This window comes from Bacillus sp. J14TS2 (assembly GCF_018333015.1).
In the GTDB taxonomy this organism is placed as follows: domain Bacteria; phylum Bacillota; class Bacilli; order Bacillales; family Bacillaceae_C; genus Lederbergia.
Window position 1 is genome coordinate 207,726 of sequence record NZ_BORE01000009.1, and the last position, 16,372, is coordinate 224,097.

General features: G+C 36.8%; 17 protein-coding genes. 4 read left to right on the forward strand and 13 right to left on the reverse strand.

Annotation, left to right across the window (positions count from 1 at the left end; all coding sequences use genetic code 11):
* Positions 1-239: 239 nt before the first annotated feature.
* From KI375_RS15340 to KI375_RS15355, 4 genes are all read right to left on the reverse strand, one after another.
* The gene (locus KI375_RS15340; protein ID WP_212974344.1) at positions 240-698 is read right to left on the reverse strand and encodes an NUDIX domain-containing protein; all 459 of its coding nucleotides are present in this window, start codon (positions 696-698) and stop codon (positions 240-242) included.
* Positions 699-737: 39 nt separating this feature from the next.
* Positions 738-1,418 carry an HAD family hydrolase gene (locus KI375_RS15345; RefSeq protein ID WP_212974345.1) on the reverse strand — a complete coding sequence of 227 codons (681 nt, stop codon included), beginning with the start codon at positions 1,416-1,418 and terminating at the stop codon, positions 738-740.
* Complete coding sequence (locus KI375_RS15350) at positions 1,412-1,582, reverse strand: hypothetical protein (protein ID WP_212974346.1); 171 nt, start codon at positions 1,580-1,582, stop codon at positions 1,412-1,414. The genes KI375_RS15345 and KI375_RS15350 overlap by 7 nt, the downstream gene beginning before the upstream one ends.
* 111 nt (positions 1,583-1,693) lie before the next feature.
* Positions 1,694-2,140 carry an NUDIX domain-containing protein gene (locus KI375_RS15355; RefSeq protein WP_212974347.1) on the reverse strand — a complete coding sequence of 149 codons (447 nt, stop codon included), beginning with the start codon at positions 2,138-2,140 and terminating at the stop codon, positions 1,694-1,696.
* A 423-nt stretch (positions 2,141-2,563) separates the two neighbouring features.
* Between KI375_RS15355 and KI375_RS15360 the strand changes: the two genes are divergently transcribed.
* Both KI375_RS15360 and KI375_RS15365 read left to right on the forward strand, forming a co-directional pair.
* A complete protein-coding gene (locus KI375_RS15360) occupies positions 2,564-3,574 on the forward strand; it encodes a carbohydrate-binding family 9-like protein (protein ID WP_212974406.1) in 1,011 nt (336 codons plus the stop codon).
* A complete protein-coding gene (locus KI375_RS15365; RefSeq protein ID WP_212974348.1) occupies positions 3,571-6,198 on the forward strand; it encodes a transglutaminase family protein in 2,628 nt (875 codons plus the stop codon). Before KI375_RS15360 ends, KI375_RS15365 begins: the two co-directional genes overlap by 4 nt.
* 197 nt (positions 6,199-6,395) lie before the next feature.
* On the opposite strand, the gene KI375_RS15370 is transcribed toward KI375_RS15365, so the two are convergent.
* Positions 6,396-7,415: a LacI family DNA-binding transcriptional regulator gene (locus KI375_RS15370; RefSeq protein WP_212974349.1), complete on the reverse strand. Its 1,020-nt coding sequence runs from the start codon at positions 7,413-7,415 to the stop codon at positions 6,396-6,398.
* A 20-nt stretch (positions 7,416-7,435) separates the two neighbouring features.
* Entirely contained in the window at positions 7,436-8,740 is a 1,305-nt protein-coding gene (locus KI375_RS15375; protein ID WP_212974350.1) for an ABC transporter substrate-binding protein, read from the reverse strand.
* Between the two features lie 304 nt (positions 8,741-9,044).
* On the opposite strand from KI375_RS15375, the gene KI375_RS15380 reads away from it, so the two are divergent.
* Together KI375_RS15380 and KI375_RS15385 are read left to right on the forward strand one after the other, a co-directional pair.
* Positions 9,045-10,796, forward strand: coding sequence for an alpha-glycosidase (locus tag KI375_RS15380; protein ID WP_212974351.1), 1,752 nt, complete (start codon positions 9,045-9,047; stop codon positions 10,794-10,796).
* Between the two features lie 25 nt (positions 10,797-10,821).
* Complete coding sequence (locus KI375_RS15385; RefSeq protein WP_212974352.1) at positions 10,822-11,463, forward strand: histidine phosphatase family protein; 642 nt, start codon at positions 10,822-10,824, stop codon at positions 11,461-11,463.
* Positions 11,464-11,713: 250 nt separating this feature from the next.
* Here KI375_RS15385 and KI375_RS15390 read toward each other — a convergent pair whose 3' ends face one another.
* The 7 genes from KI375_RS15390 to KI375_RS15420 all read right to left on the reverse strand — a co-directional run bounded on the left by KI375_RS15390 (position 11,714) and on the right by KI375_RS15420 (position 16,157).
* Entirely contained in the window at positions 11,714-12,091 is a 378-nt protein-coding gene (locus tag KI375_RS15390; RefSeq protein ID WP_212974353.1) for a hypothetical protein, read from the reverse strand.
* Positions 12,092-12,112: 21 nt separating this feature from the next.
* Positions 12,113-12,310 (reverse strand): hypothetical protein, encoded by a 198-nt coding sequence (locus KI375_RS15395; protein ID WP_212974354.1) that lies wholly within the window; start codon positions 12,308-12,310, stop codon positions 12,113-12,115.
* A 42-nt stretch (positions 12,311-12,352) separates the two neighbouring features.
* Positions 12,353-12,742, reverse strand: coding sequence for an NUDIX hydrolase (locus KI375_RS15400; RefSeq protein ID WP_212974355.1), 390 nt, complete (start codon positions 12,740-12,742; stop codon positions 12,353-12,355).
* Between the two features lie 76 nt (positions 12,743-12,818).
* The gene (locus KI375_RS15405; RefSeq protein ID WP_374706854.1) at positions 12,819-13,355 is read right to left on the reverse strand and encodes a GrpB family protein; all 537 of its coding nucleotides are present in this window, start codon (positions 13,353-13,355) and stop codon (positions 12,819-12,821) included.
* A 162-nt stretch (positions 13,356-13,517) separates the two neighbouring features.
* Positions 13,518-14,198 (reverse strand): phosphopantothenoylcysteine decarboxylase domain-containing protein, encoded by a 681-nt coding sequence (locus KI375_RS15410; protein ID WP_212974408.1) that lies wholly within the window; start codon positions 14,196-14,198, stop codon positions 13,518-13,520.
* 573 nt (positions 14,199-14,771) lie between these two features.
* Positions 14,772-15,143: a nucleotidyltransferase family protein gene (locus tag KI375_RS15415; protein ID WP_212974356.1), complete on the reverse strand. Its 372-nt coding sequence runs from the start codon at positions 15,141-15,143 to the stop codon at positions 14,772-14,774.
* 249 nt (positions 15,144-15,392) lie between these two features.
* The gene (locus tag KI375_RS15420) at positions 15,393-16,157 is read right to left on the reverse strand and encodes an endonuclease/exonuclease/phosphatase family protein (RefSeq protein ID WP_212974357.1); all 765 of its coding nucleotides are present in this window, start codon (positions 16,155-16,157) and stop codon (positions 15,393-15,395) included.
* Positions 16,158-16,372: the final 215 nt, after the last annotated feature.

Consider the following 16,372-nt stretch of genomic DNA (forward strand, 5'->3'; position numbering starts at 1 on the left):
CCATAAAAGTTGATTGTTCTTCATGTGAAGTTGAATAGGCAAATAAATCCCCGCCTAAAATAAATACATCCGCCTGAACATTATTTATAAGGTCATATATTTAATAATAGAAGTCCTTATTGCTATGTAAATCTGAAGCATAAATTATTCTCATTACCCTCAACCTCTTAATTTAATTTAAATTGAAGTAACCAGTACCTTAAGCATAAGAACTAGCTAGTATTCACTCAAAACTCCATCTAATAATATTCAAGTAGCTTTTCATCAATTTCATCTACTGTACCAATATCTGTCACCTTATCCCAAAGCACAATTTGTTCTGCTTCATCGTTATCTATAAAAGGATTTAGATCTATTAACTCACCACTAAATAATGCCCCGTACTCCAGTCTATCATCCGGTTTTAATTGAAATTTCATTAAACCTGTGAACGTCAAAGTTTCAATGGATTGATTCGTTTCTTCCATTAACTCTCTAGTCGCACATTCTCTTGCGGTTTCACCATCATCAATGATTCCGCCTGGTAATTCCCAATGTTTCCGCCATTTATTGAACATCAATAGATACTTTTCATTATGTTTCGCCACAACTAACGAATGAGTTAAAGGGGCACCAATCACATTTTTATCAATATCTTTTTCACTTATTCTTAAAAAATCAAGAAAAATATGCCCCTTGTTACTAACCAATATTGTCACAGACTTCCCCTCCCATTCATGTCATTTTATAGAAATATTTTATCTTGGCGGATGAGGCTTCATTCCCATTAACCTAGGTGTTATGGATAATAGCTCAATCAAATCATTAATCACAATATCAGCTTGAACGAGCTCATCTTCGCAGGCAAAATCAAAATTGCAGCCTATTGAAACAAGACCATTATCTTTCGCTGCTTTTATATCTGATAAGCGATCTCCCACTACAACCGCATTTGTCATGTTATATTTCCTTAATATACTTTGAACCAAATCTGATTTATTTAATGACTTAATTTCTTGGATACTGAATGTCTCAGTTACCCAATGATCCAATTGATAATAGTGGACAATGGCGTTGAGATATTCAGTTAATCCATTACTTGCTATAAAGATTGAACAGTTATTCTCTTTCAAATAACTAAAAACTTCCTTTACATTTGGATATAAAGCACCTTTTCCAGCTTCTATATTCTCAACTAGTCTTTCTAGAAAATAAGCATCTGTTCGTTCTCTATCTGTACTGCTATGATTAGGCAGCAAAGTTTCCCATACTTTTGGTAAGGGTACCCCCATGATTTCACGATATTGATCAACAGGGGTTGCTTCATCCCATTTATTCATTGACCGTAAATAGCTAAATGTATCATCAAGTGATAATTCTAAAATTTTATCTGTTCGAAATAGTGTTCCATCCATATCAAAAATGACTGATTCTACCATAACCTTTTCTCCCTATTGATAGTCGGAGAGAAGAATTTCTCCTCTATTCCGTGAAATAAATTATTCTCCATAAGCTTTATGTCAATGAAATGGTTGTATTTTTCAACTAATTTTGGAATTAAATCAGTTAATATTACCTTGTAAGCTTCTTTAGCGAGCTTCATTGAATATTTTCCTAGGCCTCCTCCACTCATCAAACTGATTATAATAATTAGCTATATTGCACATCTTTTTTCATCTTTTCTATACTTTCCTCTACTTACTCTTTTAAAAAGTCAGTTAAACCCATTCCTCAGATGCACTGTCTCTATTTCAAAGTATTTTTTGAGGTATTCAAAAATCCCTAAGGGGGCAACTTCTTTCAATCCTAACTGATCTATCGTACGCCACACCATCTTCACATCTGCGTATTCTTGATGTCTCATTTCCTCTACAATTTGATCATGTAACTGTACCTCGTGAATGAGTGTCACTCGATGCTGCGTGTTTCCTCCATAGGTCAGATATTTTTCGGACACAAATTTCAAATCCCTAACTTGGATATCCAATCCATATTCTTCATGAAATTCACGCTGAAGTGCTACATCAGTGGTTTCTCCGAATTCAATCGTGCCACCTGGAAAACGATAAAATGATTCCTCATCATCACATTGGACCAAAAATTGAATCTGTTCTTGCTTTCCACGCCATGCAATCGCTTCCGTTCGTAGTTTTGGTTTCATTATTAACCTCCTCTTGGGATACTTAAGTCAATGGTGTTTCCATTCCTACGTTCTAAGCGCTATCATACCCTTAACTCTATCATAACCTAGGGATGTCAAAAACTTAACCTGAATTTCCTTAAAAATCACCACTTAAAACAAACTCCACTAGTATCAAAATCTTTCTAAAGCTACTTGTAAGAATCTGCCCATGTCACTTGTTGATGTACATCAAACAAAATAACTCTCCAGCAGCATCCCCTACTAATCTATTCTTTTTCTACTGCTCCTTTTGCAAAATACTTCCACTTTCTCTCCATAATGTTATACCATAAAGAAGATGGAATTCTCGCTAACTGTTCCATATCATTTATACTAGAAAAGAGAATGATTGCTATATTTTAAAAAGGGTGTGTTGTATTGAAAAGTGCTATACCAGAACCTATGATTCAGACCTATTCACCAAATCGCTATCTTTGTCAAAAAACGTCTGAAAAACTTGAACTAGATGGAAGGCTTGATAAACCTTTTTGGGAACAAGCTCCTTGGAGTGAGGATTTTGTTGATATTGAAGGAGAAATGAAACCCCTTCCCCATAAGCAAACACGTGTCAAAATGCTATGGGATGATGAATATTTTTACTTTGGAGCAGAATTAATAGAAGATGAAATCTGGGCAACATTGACAGAGAGAGATTCTGTAATCTTTCATGATAACGATTTCGAGATTTTTATCGACCCTGATGGCGATACCCATCATTATTATGAATTTGAAATCAATGCTCTTAATACAGTTTGGGATCTTTTATTAATCAAGCCTTATCGTGATGGAGGGCCTTCTGTGAATGGCTGGGACATTTCAGGCATGAAAACAGCCGTTCACATTGATGGTGAGCTCAATGCTCCTGACCAAATAAAAAAGAACCATAAGTGGACTGTGGAAGTCGCTATGCCATGGAAGATATTAAAAGAATGTGCACGCGATGGACGTCCACCAAAATCAGGAGAATTTTGGCGGGTCAACTTCTCGCGTGTCCAGTGGCAAGTTGAAGTGGAAAATGGACAGTATGTGAAAAAAATCAATCCTGAAACAGCTAAACCCTACCCTGAGGACAACTGGGTCTGGTCCCCTCAAGGTGTGATCAACATGCATTATCCGGAATTATGGGGATATGTTTTCTTTATGGATACAAAAAATCAGCCACTTCCAATGATCCCAAAGGATGAAGAAAAGAAGTGGCAACTGCGGAAAATTTATTATTGGCAGAGAAATTATTACGCAGAACATAATTCTTTTACTAGCGATATTAGTGACGAATTACAACAGCAACTGCCTGTTGATTGGGAGATTGAAACAACTTCACGCACATTCATTGCCTCTGTCAAAAGTACAGATGGACAAAAGAGAATCTATATTCGTGAAGATGGAAAGGTATGGGAGGAGTCGGCAATATGAGTCAGCAAACACTTTCGATGACATTAGATGATAAAACTATATTGCAAATGGAGGAAAAATTTCAATACAAAAGAGAATTGGCGAAGGGGAAAGAAAAAGAATTATTCGGTACCTTAAACGAAGCACAGACAGAAGATGAGGAACTGGCATTAGAATATTTGCTTGCATACATGCCGTTAAATGATTTAGCTGATTATGATGGCACACTATTATTGAATCATGTAAGAGAAGCTTTTCATATTCAAAGTGTTGTACCATGGGGTGAACGTGTGCCAGCCTCACTCTTTCTGCATTTTATTCTTCCTTATAGAATCAATAACGAGAATATTGAAGATATACGTGGAGTCTTTTTTGATGAAATTTATCCTCGTGTTCAAGATCTATCCATGGCGGATGCGATTTTAGAGACCAATCATTGGTGTCATGAGAAAGCGAATTATATTGGTAATGACCCACGAACCGTGTCACCACTTACATTGATACGTACAGCCTTAGGAAGATGCGGGGAACAATCCACTCTTGCAGTTGCAGCACTGAGAAGCATTGGCATTCCAGCCAGACAAGTGTATACGCCACTATGGGCTCATTCTGATTCCAATCACGCTTGGGTAGAAGCTTGGGCAGACGGAAAATGGTATTTCTTTGGCGCTTGTGAGCCTGAGCCAAAATTAAATCAAGGCTGGTTTGAAAATCCGGCAAAACGCGCTATGTTGATCCATACTAAAGTGGGTGCCAATTATAATGGTCCCGAGGAAATCACTTTAGCCCATCCTTGGTATTCTGAGCTTAATCTAACCAATCTCTACGCTGAAACGAAGACGATACAAGTGCGATGCACAGATGAAGAAGGACAACCTGCACAAGCCAAAGTGCAATTTCAGCTATTTAATTTTGGTGGATTAAGAAATATTCTTGTAAAGGAAACGGATGAACAAGGAATCGCCGCATTAACGCTTGGGCTTGGGGATGTGTATATTTCTGCATATGGTGCTAAAGGCTGGGGCTTTGGCAAATGTGATGTCAAAGCAACCGATGGAATCACGATTTCCCTAACCAAAAAGATACCCGTTGATACTGAAGTAGATTTCAAAATGGTTCCCCCTTTCGAGCCAACAGATGATGCAAATATGAAAGTGACAGCAGCAGAAAGACAAAAACATAATGATCGAGTAAAAAATGGGGCTAATATTCGCGGGAGCTATGAAGCAACCTTTTTAACAGAGAAAGATGCCCATAAGCTTGCCGATGAGTGCTCTTTACCGAAAACAAGAGTGTGGGAGGTCCTAAAAAAAGCGCGTGGAAACAGTCATGAAATAGCGGCCTTTCTAAAAGAGTATTCCAAGCCATATAAAGAATGGAGCTTGCGGCTTCTAGAAGTTTTAAACGAAAAAGATTTAACAGATACATTTCGTCCAACATTAGCTGATCACCTAATCCAAGCGATGATTGTCAAAGACAGCATACTCCCTGAACTTGATGATGAAATTTTTGCTCAGTATATTTTACGACCACGTGTGGACTTTGAAATGTTGACATCTTATCGTTCCTATTTCCTAAAAGAATTTGGAGTAGAAAAGGTTGAAGCTGCACTGGATCATCCACCTTTCTTGGTAGATTTTTTAGATCGAGAATTCGAAATCGTCGAGGGAGTCAATTATTTTCGCGGCTCAGCGACACCTGTTGGAAGCTTCAAATTGAAAAAAGGAGACACACTTTCTCGGAATATATTATTTGTCGCTCTTGCAAGAACGATTGGCATTCCAGCACGGCTTGAACTAAGTGATAAACGTCCACAATATATGGTGGACGGATTATGGAAAAATGTACAATTCCGTAATAGTGCAATCGATCCTAACACTGCCGATTTCTCGGATCAAATAGGATTCGCTTTATGGGAGAAAGAACATGCAGCAGAACCAATCAAATATGGGGAAAATGTTACGATTGCTCGTTTTGAAAAAGGGAGCTATCAATCCTTATTTTTCAAATTTGATGAAGCTGAGCAACAGAAATTGGCTTTGCCTACAGGGTATTACCGTCTGACGACTAGTATCCGCTTAAATGATGGCACAGCGCTCATTCGCTTCCGCTATTTTCAAGTGAAGGCGAACGCAGAAACGACTGTACCGTTACAATTTCCTAAGCATGTGTATGATGTTCCTGTGATTGCTGAAGCAAACTTGGATTATCAAGCAGAATCAGTGGATGGTACCATGCTAAATGGAGTTCAAAATATCGGTGCAAAAGGAACCACCTTTGTTTGGCTTGAACCAGACCGCGAACCATCGAAACACTTACTTCGTGAGCTCAGAGAAATGAAAGCTGAGTGGGAAGCGCTCGATGTCCAAATAAACGGCTTTGTTCGAGAAGAAAAATGGGGAACAGCCCAACAACTCCAGGCCGCAGGTGATTTGCCAAACAACATGATGCTATTAAAAGAAACCATCAGCGAAGAGGCTTTAAATGTGATTGGTCAGACAATACCAGCAGGCAAAAAGGTCGGAAATGAATGGCCGATTGTATATGTAGTGGATGAGAATCAGCAAATTCGCCATATTTCAGAAGGCTATAAACTGGGGATCTCAAAAGAAGCAATCGATATCTATAAACAAATTTTAGGATAAACTTAAGCCAATCCGCAGCAGTAGAGTCTGCTTCGGATTGGCTTAAAAGTTTTTTCCTTTTTATTTTTCAAATCTTTATTACTTAATGATCAAATTGGATTCTTATTTAATGGGATACTAGTATTATCAGCATTTTAGTATAAAAGAAAAGACCATCTCTAGTTATCTACTAAAAATGGCCTTTTCAAATAATTTTTTTAAAGCGGTGCGCAGGATGAGCGCATAACCAGTTGATGAGGAATGATAATTCTTTTAACTGGCTCTTTGGGATTTTCAATTTTTAAAATGAGATTTTTGACGGCTTCATAGCCTAATGAAAATATATTAATGTCAACCGAGGTTAACGGCGGTTGTGTGATTTGGGCGAGAAAGACGTTATTAAAACTAGCAATCGACATCTCTTCTGGGACGGAAATGCCCATTTCATCAAGTGTATGCAAGACTCCAAGAGTCATTAAATCGTCTGTTACAACTAATGCAGTAGGTGGCTCTTCTAGCTTCGAAAGTTCGACAATTGCCTCTCTTCCACCTTCTTCTAAGAACTCTGCATGAACAATATAGGAATCACGCAGCTCAATCCCTGCCTCTCTTAATGCCTTTTCATAGCCAAGAAGTCGATCCACTGTGACGACTAGATCCCGATCCCCGCCGATAAAAGCGATCCTTTCGTGATGCAAGCTTAGCAAATACTCAGTAACCTCCTTAGCTGCGCGAAAATTATCATTGTCAATATGGATAATCCGCTCCTCGTGCTTATAAGGTTTTCCAATCACAACAAAGGGAAAATCATCATTCATTAAATAAGACATTAAGCGGTCTTCTACATGAGAATTTAATAACACAAGACCATCAACTCGTCTACCTTGAACAATTTGGACAACTTCATCAAAAATTTCGTCCTTCGTTTTTCCTGTTGTCATCTGCAGTGCATATTTCTTTTCATGAGCGCTTTCACTCAACCCTTGCAATACGCTTGGGAAGAAAGGATTTTGAAAAATAACGTCAGCGGATTCCGGCATCACTATGCCAATTACACTAGTTGATTTATTAGCCAAACTCCTCGCAATCAGATTAGGATGGTACCCAAGTTCCTTCATTGCTTTTCTTACTTTCTTTTTCGTTTCATCACTAATTCTTGGATTATCAGCAATGACTCTTGAAACAGTAGAGGGAGCAACATTTGCACGCTTGGCTACGTCTTTTATGGTTATTGACATGTTACCCCTGCTTTCAAGTTTTATTCCTTTCCCTCTTCATCAATAACATAATTCTCTAACTCCTTCTCAACATCACGCAAATATGAATTCACATCTGTCCCCCGCTTCTCAATTACATACTTTTCCATTAATTCGCGAAGGGGAGCTTCATTTTCAAAAAGACTAATTTTAGGTGGTCCACTTGATGGTGTTACTTCTTCTAGTGCAGCTAGATTATAATCTTCCGAGTTCTCAATATCTGCCATAAATTGTTCTTTAATTTCTGGGTCTGCAAGCGCAGGAACCGCCCCCTTCCGGATATAGGAAAGACGAACTTCAGCAGAGGTGAGATAGGCGATTACATCAAACGCCTCGTCTTTATGTTCTGATGTATCCATGATCATCCATGAAGAGACATTTGGTTCAACACCAACACCTGGATTGGCATCCCATGTAGGAAATGGGGCAAAATCAAAGGTTACGCCTGGAATCCCCTCTTCAACATCATAATTTCTCGCCCAATTCACTTCCATTGCTACATTGCCCTCTTCAAAAACTCCACCCCATTCCCCATCTGGCACATTACCTGGGATCGAGGCATAGTTATCAAGCATTTCAAAAATATCCTTCATCGCTGTTGAATTGATGACATTAACCTCATTCGTATCAGGATCAATCAAGTTCTCTTTAAACTGAGTGAACATAAACCAAGCGAGATATGAATTCATTGTGAGCCCATGATATTGCACACCATCGACTTCTCGCGTCATATTATTTGCCAGATTTATAACCTCAGACCATGTCATTGGCTCATCAGGGTATGGAATCCCAAAACGGTCAAAGATATCTTTATTGTAATTAATCGAAAAATAATTGGATTGATAGGGTAAGCCTACAATGCCTCCAGTTGGTGTCGCATTTCGTAAACTCTCAATAATCGATTCATCATAAACAGATAAGTCAAAGCCTTTTGCTTCGATCATCTCCTCAAAATCATACTCCAACTCATATTCTCTTATTTTTGCAAAATCTCTACGTTGTTCCCTGACCGAAAGTATATCTGGAACAGCTCCTTTGTATATCAAATCCGCAAATTCTTCGTCATTCACAGATGGTACATCCACTAGTTCAAGCGTAATATGGGGGAATTTGTCTTCAACCTTTTCCTTCATTTCCTCTAACCATTCCCCATTGACATGGGATGCTGACATGGTTATAGTGACTGGTTCTTGCTTTTTCTCTCCATTTTCTTGTTCTGCTGCTTGTTCCGTTGGTTTCGGACTACAAGCAACCATCAGTAAAGAAAATACAAACAAGCAAACTATCCCGCTTACCCAACGTTTCATCGTTCACTCACTCCTATTATAGTGTATTTAGACATTGTTTTTGCCTATTTTTAGCTCATTTATAAAATAATCTTACCGGGCTGCGAAAGGTCTTATAATCAGCTCCTTCTTATCACCCATCTTAATAACACAATGACAATACGTTTGCGCAAACGTTTTCACTAAATCTTCTATAAAATTATACTCTATTTAACAATTTGTCAACAAAAAATTACAAATTTTTCTAATTTTTTGTTGACAATCAGCTTGCATATGGTCTACATTATAGTCGAATAGAGATTATTCATAAGGAGGGAATGATAAAGTGAATAAGTCTCCTGTTATACATAGGCCAGTTGATAATTATGCATACGTTTGCATTGATGGCAGCGTAAATATTATGATTCAAACGCAAAAAGGCGATTGTGAAACCGCCCAAATTATTTATGGAGACCCCTACAATTGGTCTAACAAAAAATGGCAGAATCAAAACTTGAAGATGAAAAAAACGGGTACTGACCAGTTTTTTGATTATTGGCAAGTAGTAATTAAACCTCCTTATCGACGGCTTCGTTATGGTTTTGAGCTTAGCGATGGAGAAGAAAAGGTTTATTTTGGAGAAGGCGGATTTTCGGAACAAGAACCTAAGGATACAGCATTCTACTTTGCGGTCCCCTTCGTTCATACTTCCGATACGTTTCAAGCACCTGAATGGGTAAAGGATACAGTATGGTATCAGATTTTTCCTGAACGATTTGCCAATGGAAATATTGAAAACGATCCCAAAGGAACACTTGAATGGGGGAGTCGTGAACCAAAGGCAGATAACTTTTTTGGTGGAGATTTACAGGGGGTAATTGATCATATTTCCTACTTAAAGGAACTTGGAATCACAGGGATCTATTTTACTCCAATCTTCACAGCTTATTCCAATCATAAGTATGACACTATCGATTATTTAGAGATCGACCCACAATTCGGTGACAAAGAAACGTTGAAACAATTGGTACAAGTCTGCCATGATAATGGGATAAAGGTGATGCTTGATGCTGTTTTCAATCATTCCGGCTTTTACTTCCCGCAATTTCAAGATGTGATTGAAAAAGGCAAAGCATCTAAGTATAAAGATTGGTTTCATATTAGGGATTTCCCATTATCTACTGAGCCAATGCCCAATTATGATACTTTTGCCTTCACACCTTTTATGCCGAAGTTAAATACACAAAACGAAGAGGTAAAAGATTACTTGTTACGTGTAGGACGCTATTGGGTTGAAGAATTTGATATTGATGGCTGGAGACTTGATGTAGCAAATGAAGTAGATCATACATTTTGGAAAGATTTTCACAGTGCTGTTAAAGGGATAAAACCTGATTTATATATACTCGGTGAAATATGGCATGATGCAATGCCGTGGCTACGCGGAGATCAGTTTGATGCTGTTATGAATTATCCTTTTACCCGAAATATTCTTGACTTATTTGCCAAAGAAACCATTGACTGTAATCATTTTGTTGAAAATATGACTTCAGTGATTCATAAGTATCCTTCCCCTATTAACGCAAACGCATTCAACTTAGTTGGAAGCCATGATACACCACGGGTTTTGCATGAGTGTGCCGGAGACAAACAAAAGGTGCGACAAATTTTCACATTTCTTTTAACCTTTATTGGTACACCTTGCATTTATTATGGAGATGAAATTGGCATTGATGGCGGCAAAGACCCCGGCTGTAGAAAATGTATGATTTGGGAGAGTGACAAACAAGACCAGCATTTATTGGAACATATTAAAAAATTAATTGCCCTCCGCAAAAAGCAGCCTTTACTGGCAAATGAAGGAAATCTTCGCTTTTTGTCTGGGGAGCCAAATTCCAATTGCTTTGCATTTATTAAAGAGACAGAAGAGACGAAAGTGTTAGTGATTTTTAACCTAGCCGAAAAAGTGGAATCCTTTCCATTACCTGAACCTTTCAGAGGGCAAACAATAGATTTATGGACTGGAAATAAGCTGCATGATGAAATAGTAGATCTGCGTGCAAAGGGATTTGCTATATTAGAAGTTTCAAATAAATAATTACAGCTAATAAGAGGTGTTCAATATGGTAAATGAAATTATATTTTTGCGACATGGTATCAGACTTGATGTTGATGATAATAAATATTGTCGGCATTACTTGAAAAGGAAGAAGGATATCCCTTTATCACATCGTGGCATTATTCAAGCGAAAGAGACTGGGGAATTTTTAAAGAAGGAGAATGTAGACTATATTTTTTGCTCACCTTTTTTTCGAACAATGCAAACAGCACAAGAGGTTGCGGAAAAATTAGATAAATCCTTTAATATAGAGCATGGATTTATTGAACATCTTAATCAGGGTTGGTTCCCTGGCTACCCTGAAACCATCTCCAAAGAAGAAGCATTGTCTATATTTCCAAATGTAAACCCTGATTATGAATCGCTTGTTCGTCCGACATATCCTGAAATTGATTATGAGGTAGATGTATTAAATCGCGTGAAAAAAACCTTGGATGCAATCATGGAGAATTACGATGGCACCATTTTAGTTGTTGGTCATTGGGCATCTGCGGAATCGGGTGCAAAAGCTTTAATGTATCCTGAACCACTGGATGGCTTTAATTTCAAAATGTGCGCGCTAAACAAATATGTACGTTCAGATGATAAATGGACATTTGCTTATGGATCGACGGAGCATTTGAGTGAGGAATCACTTCTTAACTAAAATGCTCTATGAAAAAGCTGGGATTGGTGTCAGTTTTGAACACCCCTCCACTGCTATCTTTGAACAATTGGAATTGCATACCTGATATCCTTAGGCTAGTATGAAAATCTCACAATTCATTAATATGTGAGATTTTCATATTTTTTGCCTATGAGTATAATCGTCAAGTTGTTGCATACACACATCTAAATTAGTATTTCTTTGTAAAGATGGGCGATTCAGAATATAAGTTTGCCATTATAAATAACAATTAGTTAAAAAATTGGTTCAACGTTTCAATATCATCTTCATCTAAGACTTTTATATTTAAAATATTGTTTTTAGTTCCTGGAGATTTTTTAATCAGTACCCATTTATCATTGTACTCAAATATTGAGTACTCATTTATTACATTTGGGCTCTCCTTATCCATACTAGCTTTTAATAATTTAAAATCCGTTTCTCTAAATTGATCGTTGTATTCATCATCAATAAGGTTTTCAATGTCTTTGTATTCATTTGCTGTACTTAGATCTTCATATAATCTAATAGATCCAATCGGCCTAGAATTCAATAAATACAATAAAAACATTATTACTAACATTAATAATAAAACTATTAAGAAAAAATAACTTCGTTTTATTTTCATTAATGCACGTCCATTCTTAAATTAAGGGAGTTTACAATAAGCAATCCCTTGAATCCGATAATTTTCATTCACACCTTCAAACCGATCATATTTACACAAACCACTTAATGAATGATATGGAGGCCAATTATCCTTTTCTTCAACAACTTCACGTTGTATATGTAATATTGCTGGCTCATCTTCTAAATAAGCAGTGCGAATAATTATATATTTAGACATATCGCTCCTCCGTTAGCTTTTAAATTAAATATTATGCTATTATTACAGACTCCACTTGGCTTTATGGATGGATTCTTTATAGCCTTTGGGTATATGTATGTCTTCCAGTTCGTCCAAATGCACCCATTTATATTCTATATGTTCTTCACTGATGAGAATATTTGCAGGATCATCACATTTGCAAAGATAACTTACAATAAATACAAACTTTTCTTTCAATACTTCAAATACCCAAGAATCAATGATCGTTTCCACTGTACAATTTATGCCAAGTTCTTCTTGCATTTCTCTTACTACACATTGTTCTGGACTCTCGTTTTCTTCAATTCTTCCACCAGGTAATTCCCATTCGTTTCTCTCATTTTTTAAAAGTAAGACGCGTCCATGATTAAATAGTATTCCTTTAATTGAGATGGAAAGTTTTAAACTCAAAATAGAACACCTCCGATCGTGTAGTTCAGCTTCAAAGCCAAGTGTTATTAATTGAATAAGAGCTATATCTAATTTATTATTCCATTGCTTTTTCTACTATGTTAGTTATGAATTCCTTTTTACCTATTGTATAGGAAGATCGGTCTTTTGCTGTTTTGGCTAGGTGCCTTTTTAGCTTTTCATACTCTGTTACAGCTTGAGGGTTAGTTTGCAAATAATCTCTGAATGCTAAATGCCTTGCAAGTTCTTGACTATCTTTAATACAAGCATGCAGATGATGCTCCATCCATTGCGTACCTTTTCCATCCCACGGTGTTGAACGATCCTTTCTACCAAACGCTTCTCTACCTTCATAGCTCCAATCTTCTTGGTGAAAGTATCCTATCCTTTCCAGTCCTTTAATGACACTAGAGAAAATTCCGTAATTTTCTATTACAACATCGATATCCAATATTGGTTTCGCTCCAAGCCCTCGAACGGAAGTGCTTCCAACATGCTCAATCTTTATAATCAAATCACCTAAATTTTTACTTATCACTTGTTTGATTGACTGAAATCTTACTCCCCATTGCTCATCGAAATTGACAATCTCTATGCCAGAATGTGACGGCACTCTCTTTCCCCCTTATTTCCTTTTTCCATAGAAGGTATATCTACTCTCTTTTTCAAAAAGTGATATTTCATTTTGATTTAGTCCCTTAGTATAAGCATCATCCCTAGAACAAGTGCTTTTTTACGGCATAGACTATAGACTGAAAGTATATTGAATAAATGGTTAGTTTAAATGGGTCGCTAGTAAATTTATTAAACCGATAGCCGTTTCCTTTTTACTTGAATAGCATAGGGGTTTTTGATCTTTTGTAACGATATAATGGGTTTCTTCCTCACCATATAGTGAACCTGATTTATTAGCCACCATCCATTCTGCATGGGAAGTCTCCATTCGTAGCTTAGCTCTTTCGATTAAATAATCAACATCATTTGTGTGTTCTAGCTTAAATCCTACCAGCACCAAGTCTGAATTCCACTTTTTTATTTGCGGTAATACTTTAGGAGCCTTCTTGAAATGAATGATTGGAGGTTCATCACTAGACATTTTCCCAAACTCCAAAATTCGATTTCCTTTTTGATCGAATACTTGATCAATAACCCAATCAGAGCCAGCAGCCGCCATTATGACAACATCTATATGTTCAGATTGAACAAGCTTTTTTATCTTTTCCTCTAAATCATAAATTCCTTCAAATTGAAGCAAGCGCATTTTTTCATGATTTTCTGGTAGTTTTGCAAAATAACCGTACAAATATATGACCTCTGCTTCTAAGCTCAATGCTTGTTCCGCTAGGTAGCATCCCATTGTACCTTTTGCTAAATTAGTGTGTCCTCTTACGTTATCCCATTTTTCAAGAGTTCCTCCACTTGTAATCAGAACCTTTTTTCCTTTTAATAGACTCATAGAATCACCTTTTTCAAAAAATGTATTTGTACTTACTATTGATTTTAGCTTCTGTGTGATCAGTAAAATCGGTTTAATTTTTGTCACTCAAGTCTGACACTCGCTTTGAAGCTTCAGTAGCAATATTCATTAGCGTGATTAAAAGAGTCTTCGGTGAATTGGAGATAGTCGCTTCAGATTCGTGTTTGTCTAGCAACCATTGAACTGCTTTAGCTTGAGGTAATTCAGATGATTGCTCCAAAAGTTCTGTATGGTTACGGGGGTAACTTTCCCGTACTAATGTATCTCTCAACACGCAATGCTACACAAAGAGGTTTCAAAACCCATCGTTTTAATCGTCCATCTGCTAAGCTCTCTGCTGGTTCCATAGAAGTCATATAATGCCTTATACTCATCACTGTATCTGAGATAACATTTTGGAAAAACTCTATAAAGTGAACCTTCAATCAGTGGGGGTTTTCTTTCATCCCCCACTGATTGTTAGTTGAACCAATCGGGCTTTTACGGGCAGTTATCCCCCACCTATGCTACTCCGTATTCTCTAAAGCCTTGAGGTGGGGGTATTACTGCCCGTTAATGCGGGATAAAATCATTACGTGATGGTTTGGTTCCTAGTTCTTCGCCATATATAACCCTTGATTCGAAGTATTTAATAGGTGCTACAAAGGCCCTAGCAAAGCCTTGATTCTTGAACTCTTCTATCGTCATGCACTGAGTGTTCAGTTCAAAATTCTTGTACAACACAGGCATCTTCTTTACGACCTCTCCAACTGTGAATAAATCTGTGGCAGTTAAATGGTCGAAGTAACAATAGATATCCATATCGGAATCTTCAGTGTTATCTCCTCTCACATAACTTCCACATAAAATAATCGACTTAAGGTTTTGTCCAAATTCAGTTTGCATCTCTTTAGAGAATTGGTGTATTAGAGTCTCTCCATTCATTTCACACACTCTCCCGTTATTGATCATATAATTATATTTTTAAAAGACCGTATCATAGTGATAACTTATCTTGGTGTAAACTCAATGGAGTAGTTAATTCTCTTATAGTTAGATTGAAGGAAAAAAAGTTATCATTTTGACAATTCTGTCTATATCTGATGGAGTAAATTAATCTAAAGGTAATATCAGCATTCGAAACTCGCACGTTTCCCTCCTAACACCGTCATCTATTTCACATTCTTGCATCATTTACTTTCCAAAATCTAAATCAACGTATACACCATAATGGTCACTCGGGAAGTTTTTGTACATAGCTGTTGTTTTATTTGCAAATATTTCAATATTAGAAAGTTTAGACTCTTCCTTAGGATAACAAGACTTTAATAATGTCCAATCATAACGAACCGGGACTCGTATATTATTTAAGTTATCTCTATTATGTAACCAATTGTTGTTTATGAAGTCTAATGTTGGTGATTTTAAAGATTGTCCTAAATCAATCCAACTTGTATCAATTGAATTTATTGATGCTTCACCTACTAAGAAATTATAAATACTCGATTTATAAGGGGTACTGTTGAAATCACCACAAAGTATTTCATAGTCAGGACTATTACTCTCGGAAATCCAATTTACCACCTCTATTATTTCCATCTCTCTCTGATATACACTTTCCCAATTTAAATGTACATTCGTAATACCTATATTCATACCATTTACCTTAGCTATAACTCTTTGTGCACATTGATTTAATATAGTATTTATTTTATTACTTATGCACTCTATTGGGTACTTAGATAAAATGGCTAATCCCTCTTCTTCACCTTCATATTGCATAAAATTGTAATATTTTACATCAACATGTTTTGAAATCGACTCAATTTCCTGTATACGGGGAACCTCTTGAAGAGCAATAATATCAGCATTAATACTTAATATCTCTTTAATAATTGAACCTTTTCTTATTGACCAAGTACTGTCTTTGTTCCATAAATTAAATGTTGCAATCTTCACCTAGCTCACTTCCATTCAATATTGTTTCAGACTAAAAAAGCAAGACCGTTAGCTATTTTAAAAGTAACAGACCACGCTATCTTTTATTGTTTCACTTTTTACTTAACATCCATAATATCCGAGGAGTAATCAATCTGAAGGTAATATCAGCACACCGTTTTCCTTCCTAGTGCCAGACTTGATATACAAAAAACAGTTAATCGTCAGTCTAACAA

Excerpts from the sequence above, each read along its gene's own strand:
- KI375_RS15345 (WP_212974345.1), bottom strand. The coding sequence starts at position 1,418 with ATGGTAGAATCAGTCATTTTTGATATGGATGGAACACTATTTCGAACA.
- KI375_RS15350 (WP_212974346.1), bottom strand. The coding sequence starts at position 1,582 with ATGAAGCTCGCTAAAGAAGCTTACAAGGTAATATTAACTGATTTAATT.
- KI375_RS15355 (WP_212974347.1), bottom strand. The coding sequence starts at position 2,140 with ATGAAACCAAAACTACGAACGGAAGCGATTGCATGGCGTGGAAAGCAA.
- KI375_RS15360 (WP_212974406.1), top strand. The coding sequence starts at position 2,564 with ATGATTCAGACCTATTCACCAAATCGCTATCTTTGTCAAAAAACGTCT.
- KI375_RS15365 (WP_212974348.1), top strand. The coding sequence starts at position 3,571 with ATGAGTCAGCAAACACTTTCGATGACATTAGATGATAAAACTATATTG.
- KI375_RS15370 (WP_212974349.1), bottom strand. The coding sequence starts at position 7,415 with ATGTCAATAACCATAAAAGACGTAGCCAAGCGTGCAAATGTTGCTCCC.
- KI375_RS15375 (WP_212974350.1), bottom strand. The coding sequence starts at position 8,740 with ATGAAACGTTGGGTAAGCGGGATAGTTTGCTTGTTTGTATTTTCTTTA.
- KI375_RS15385 (WP_212974352.1), top strand. The coding sequence starts at position 10,822 with ATGGTAAATGAAATTATATTTTTGCGACATGGTATCAGACTTGATGTT.
- KI375_RS15390 (WP_212974353.1), bottom strand. The coding sequence starts at position 12,091 with ATGAAAATAAAACGAAGTTATTTTTTCTTAATAGTTTTATTATTAATG.
- KI375_RS15395 (WP_212974354.1), bottom strand. The coding sequence starts at position 12,310 with ATGTCTAAATATATAATTATTCGCACTGCTTATTTAGAAGATGAGCCA.
- KI375_RS15410 (WP_212974408.1), bottom strand. The coding sequence starts at position 14,198 with ATGAGTCTATTAAAAGGAAAAAAGGTTCTGATTACAAGTGGAGGAACT.
- KI375_RS15415 (WP_212974356.1), bottom strand. The coding sequence starts at position 15,143 with ATGAATGGAGAGACTCTAATACACCAATTCTCTAAAGAGATGCAAACT.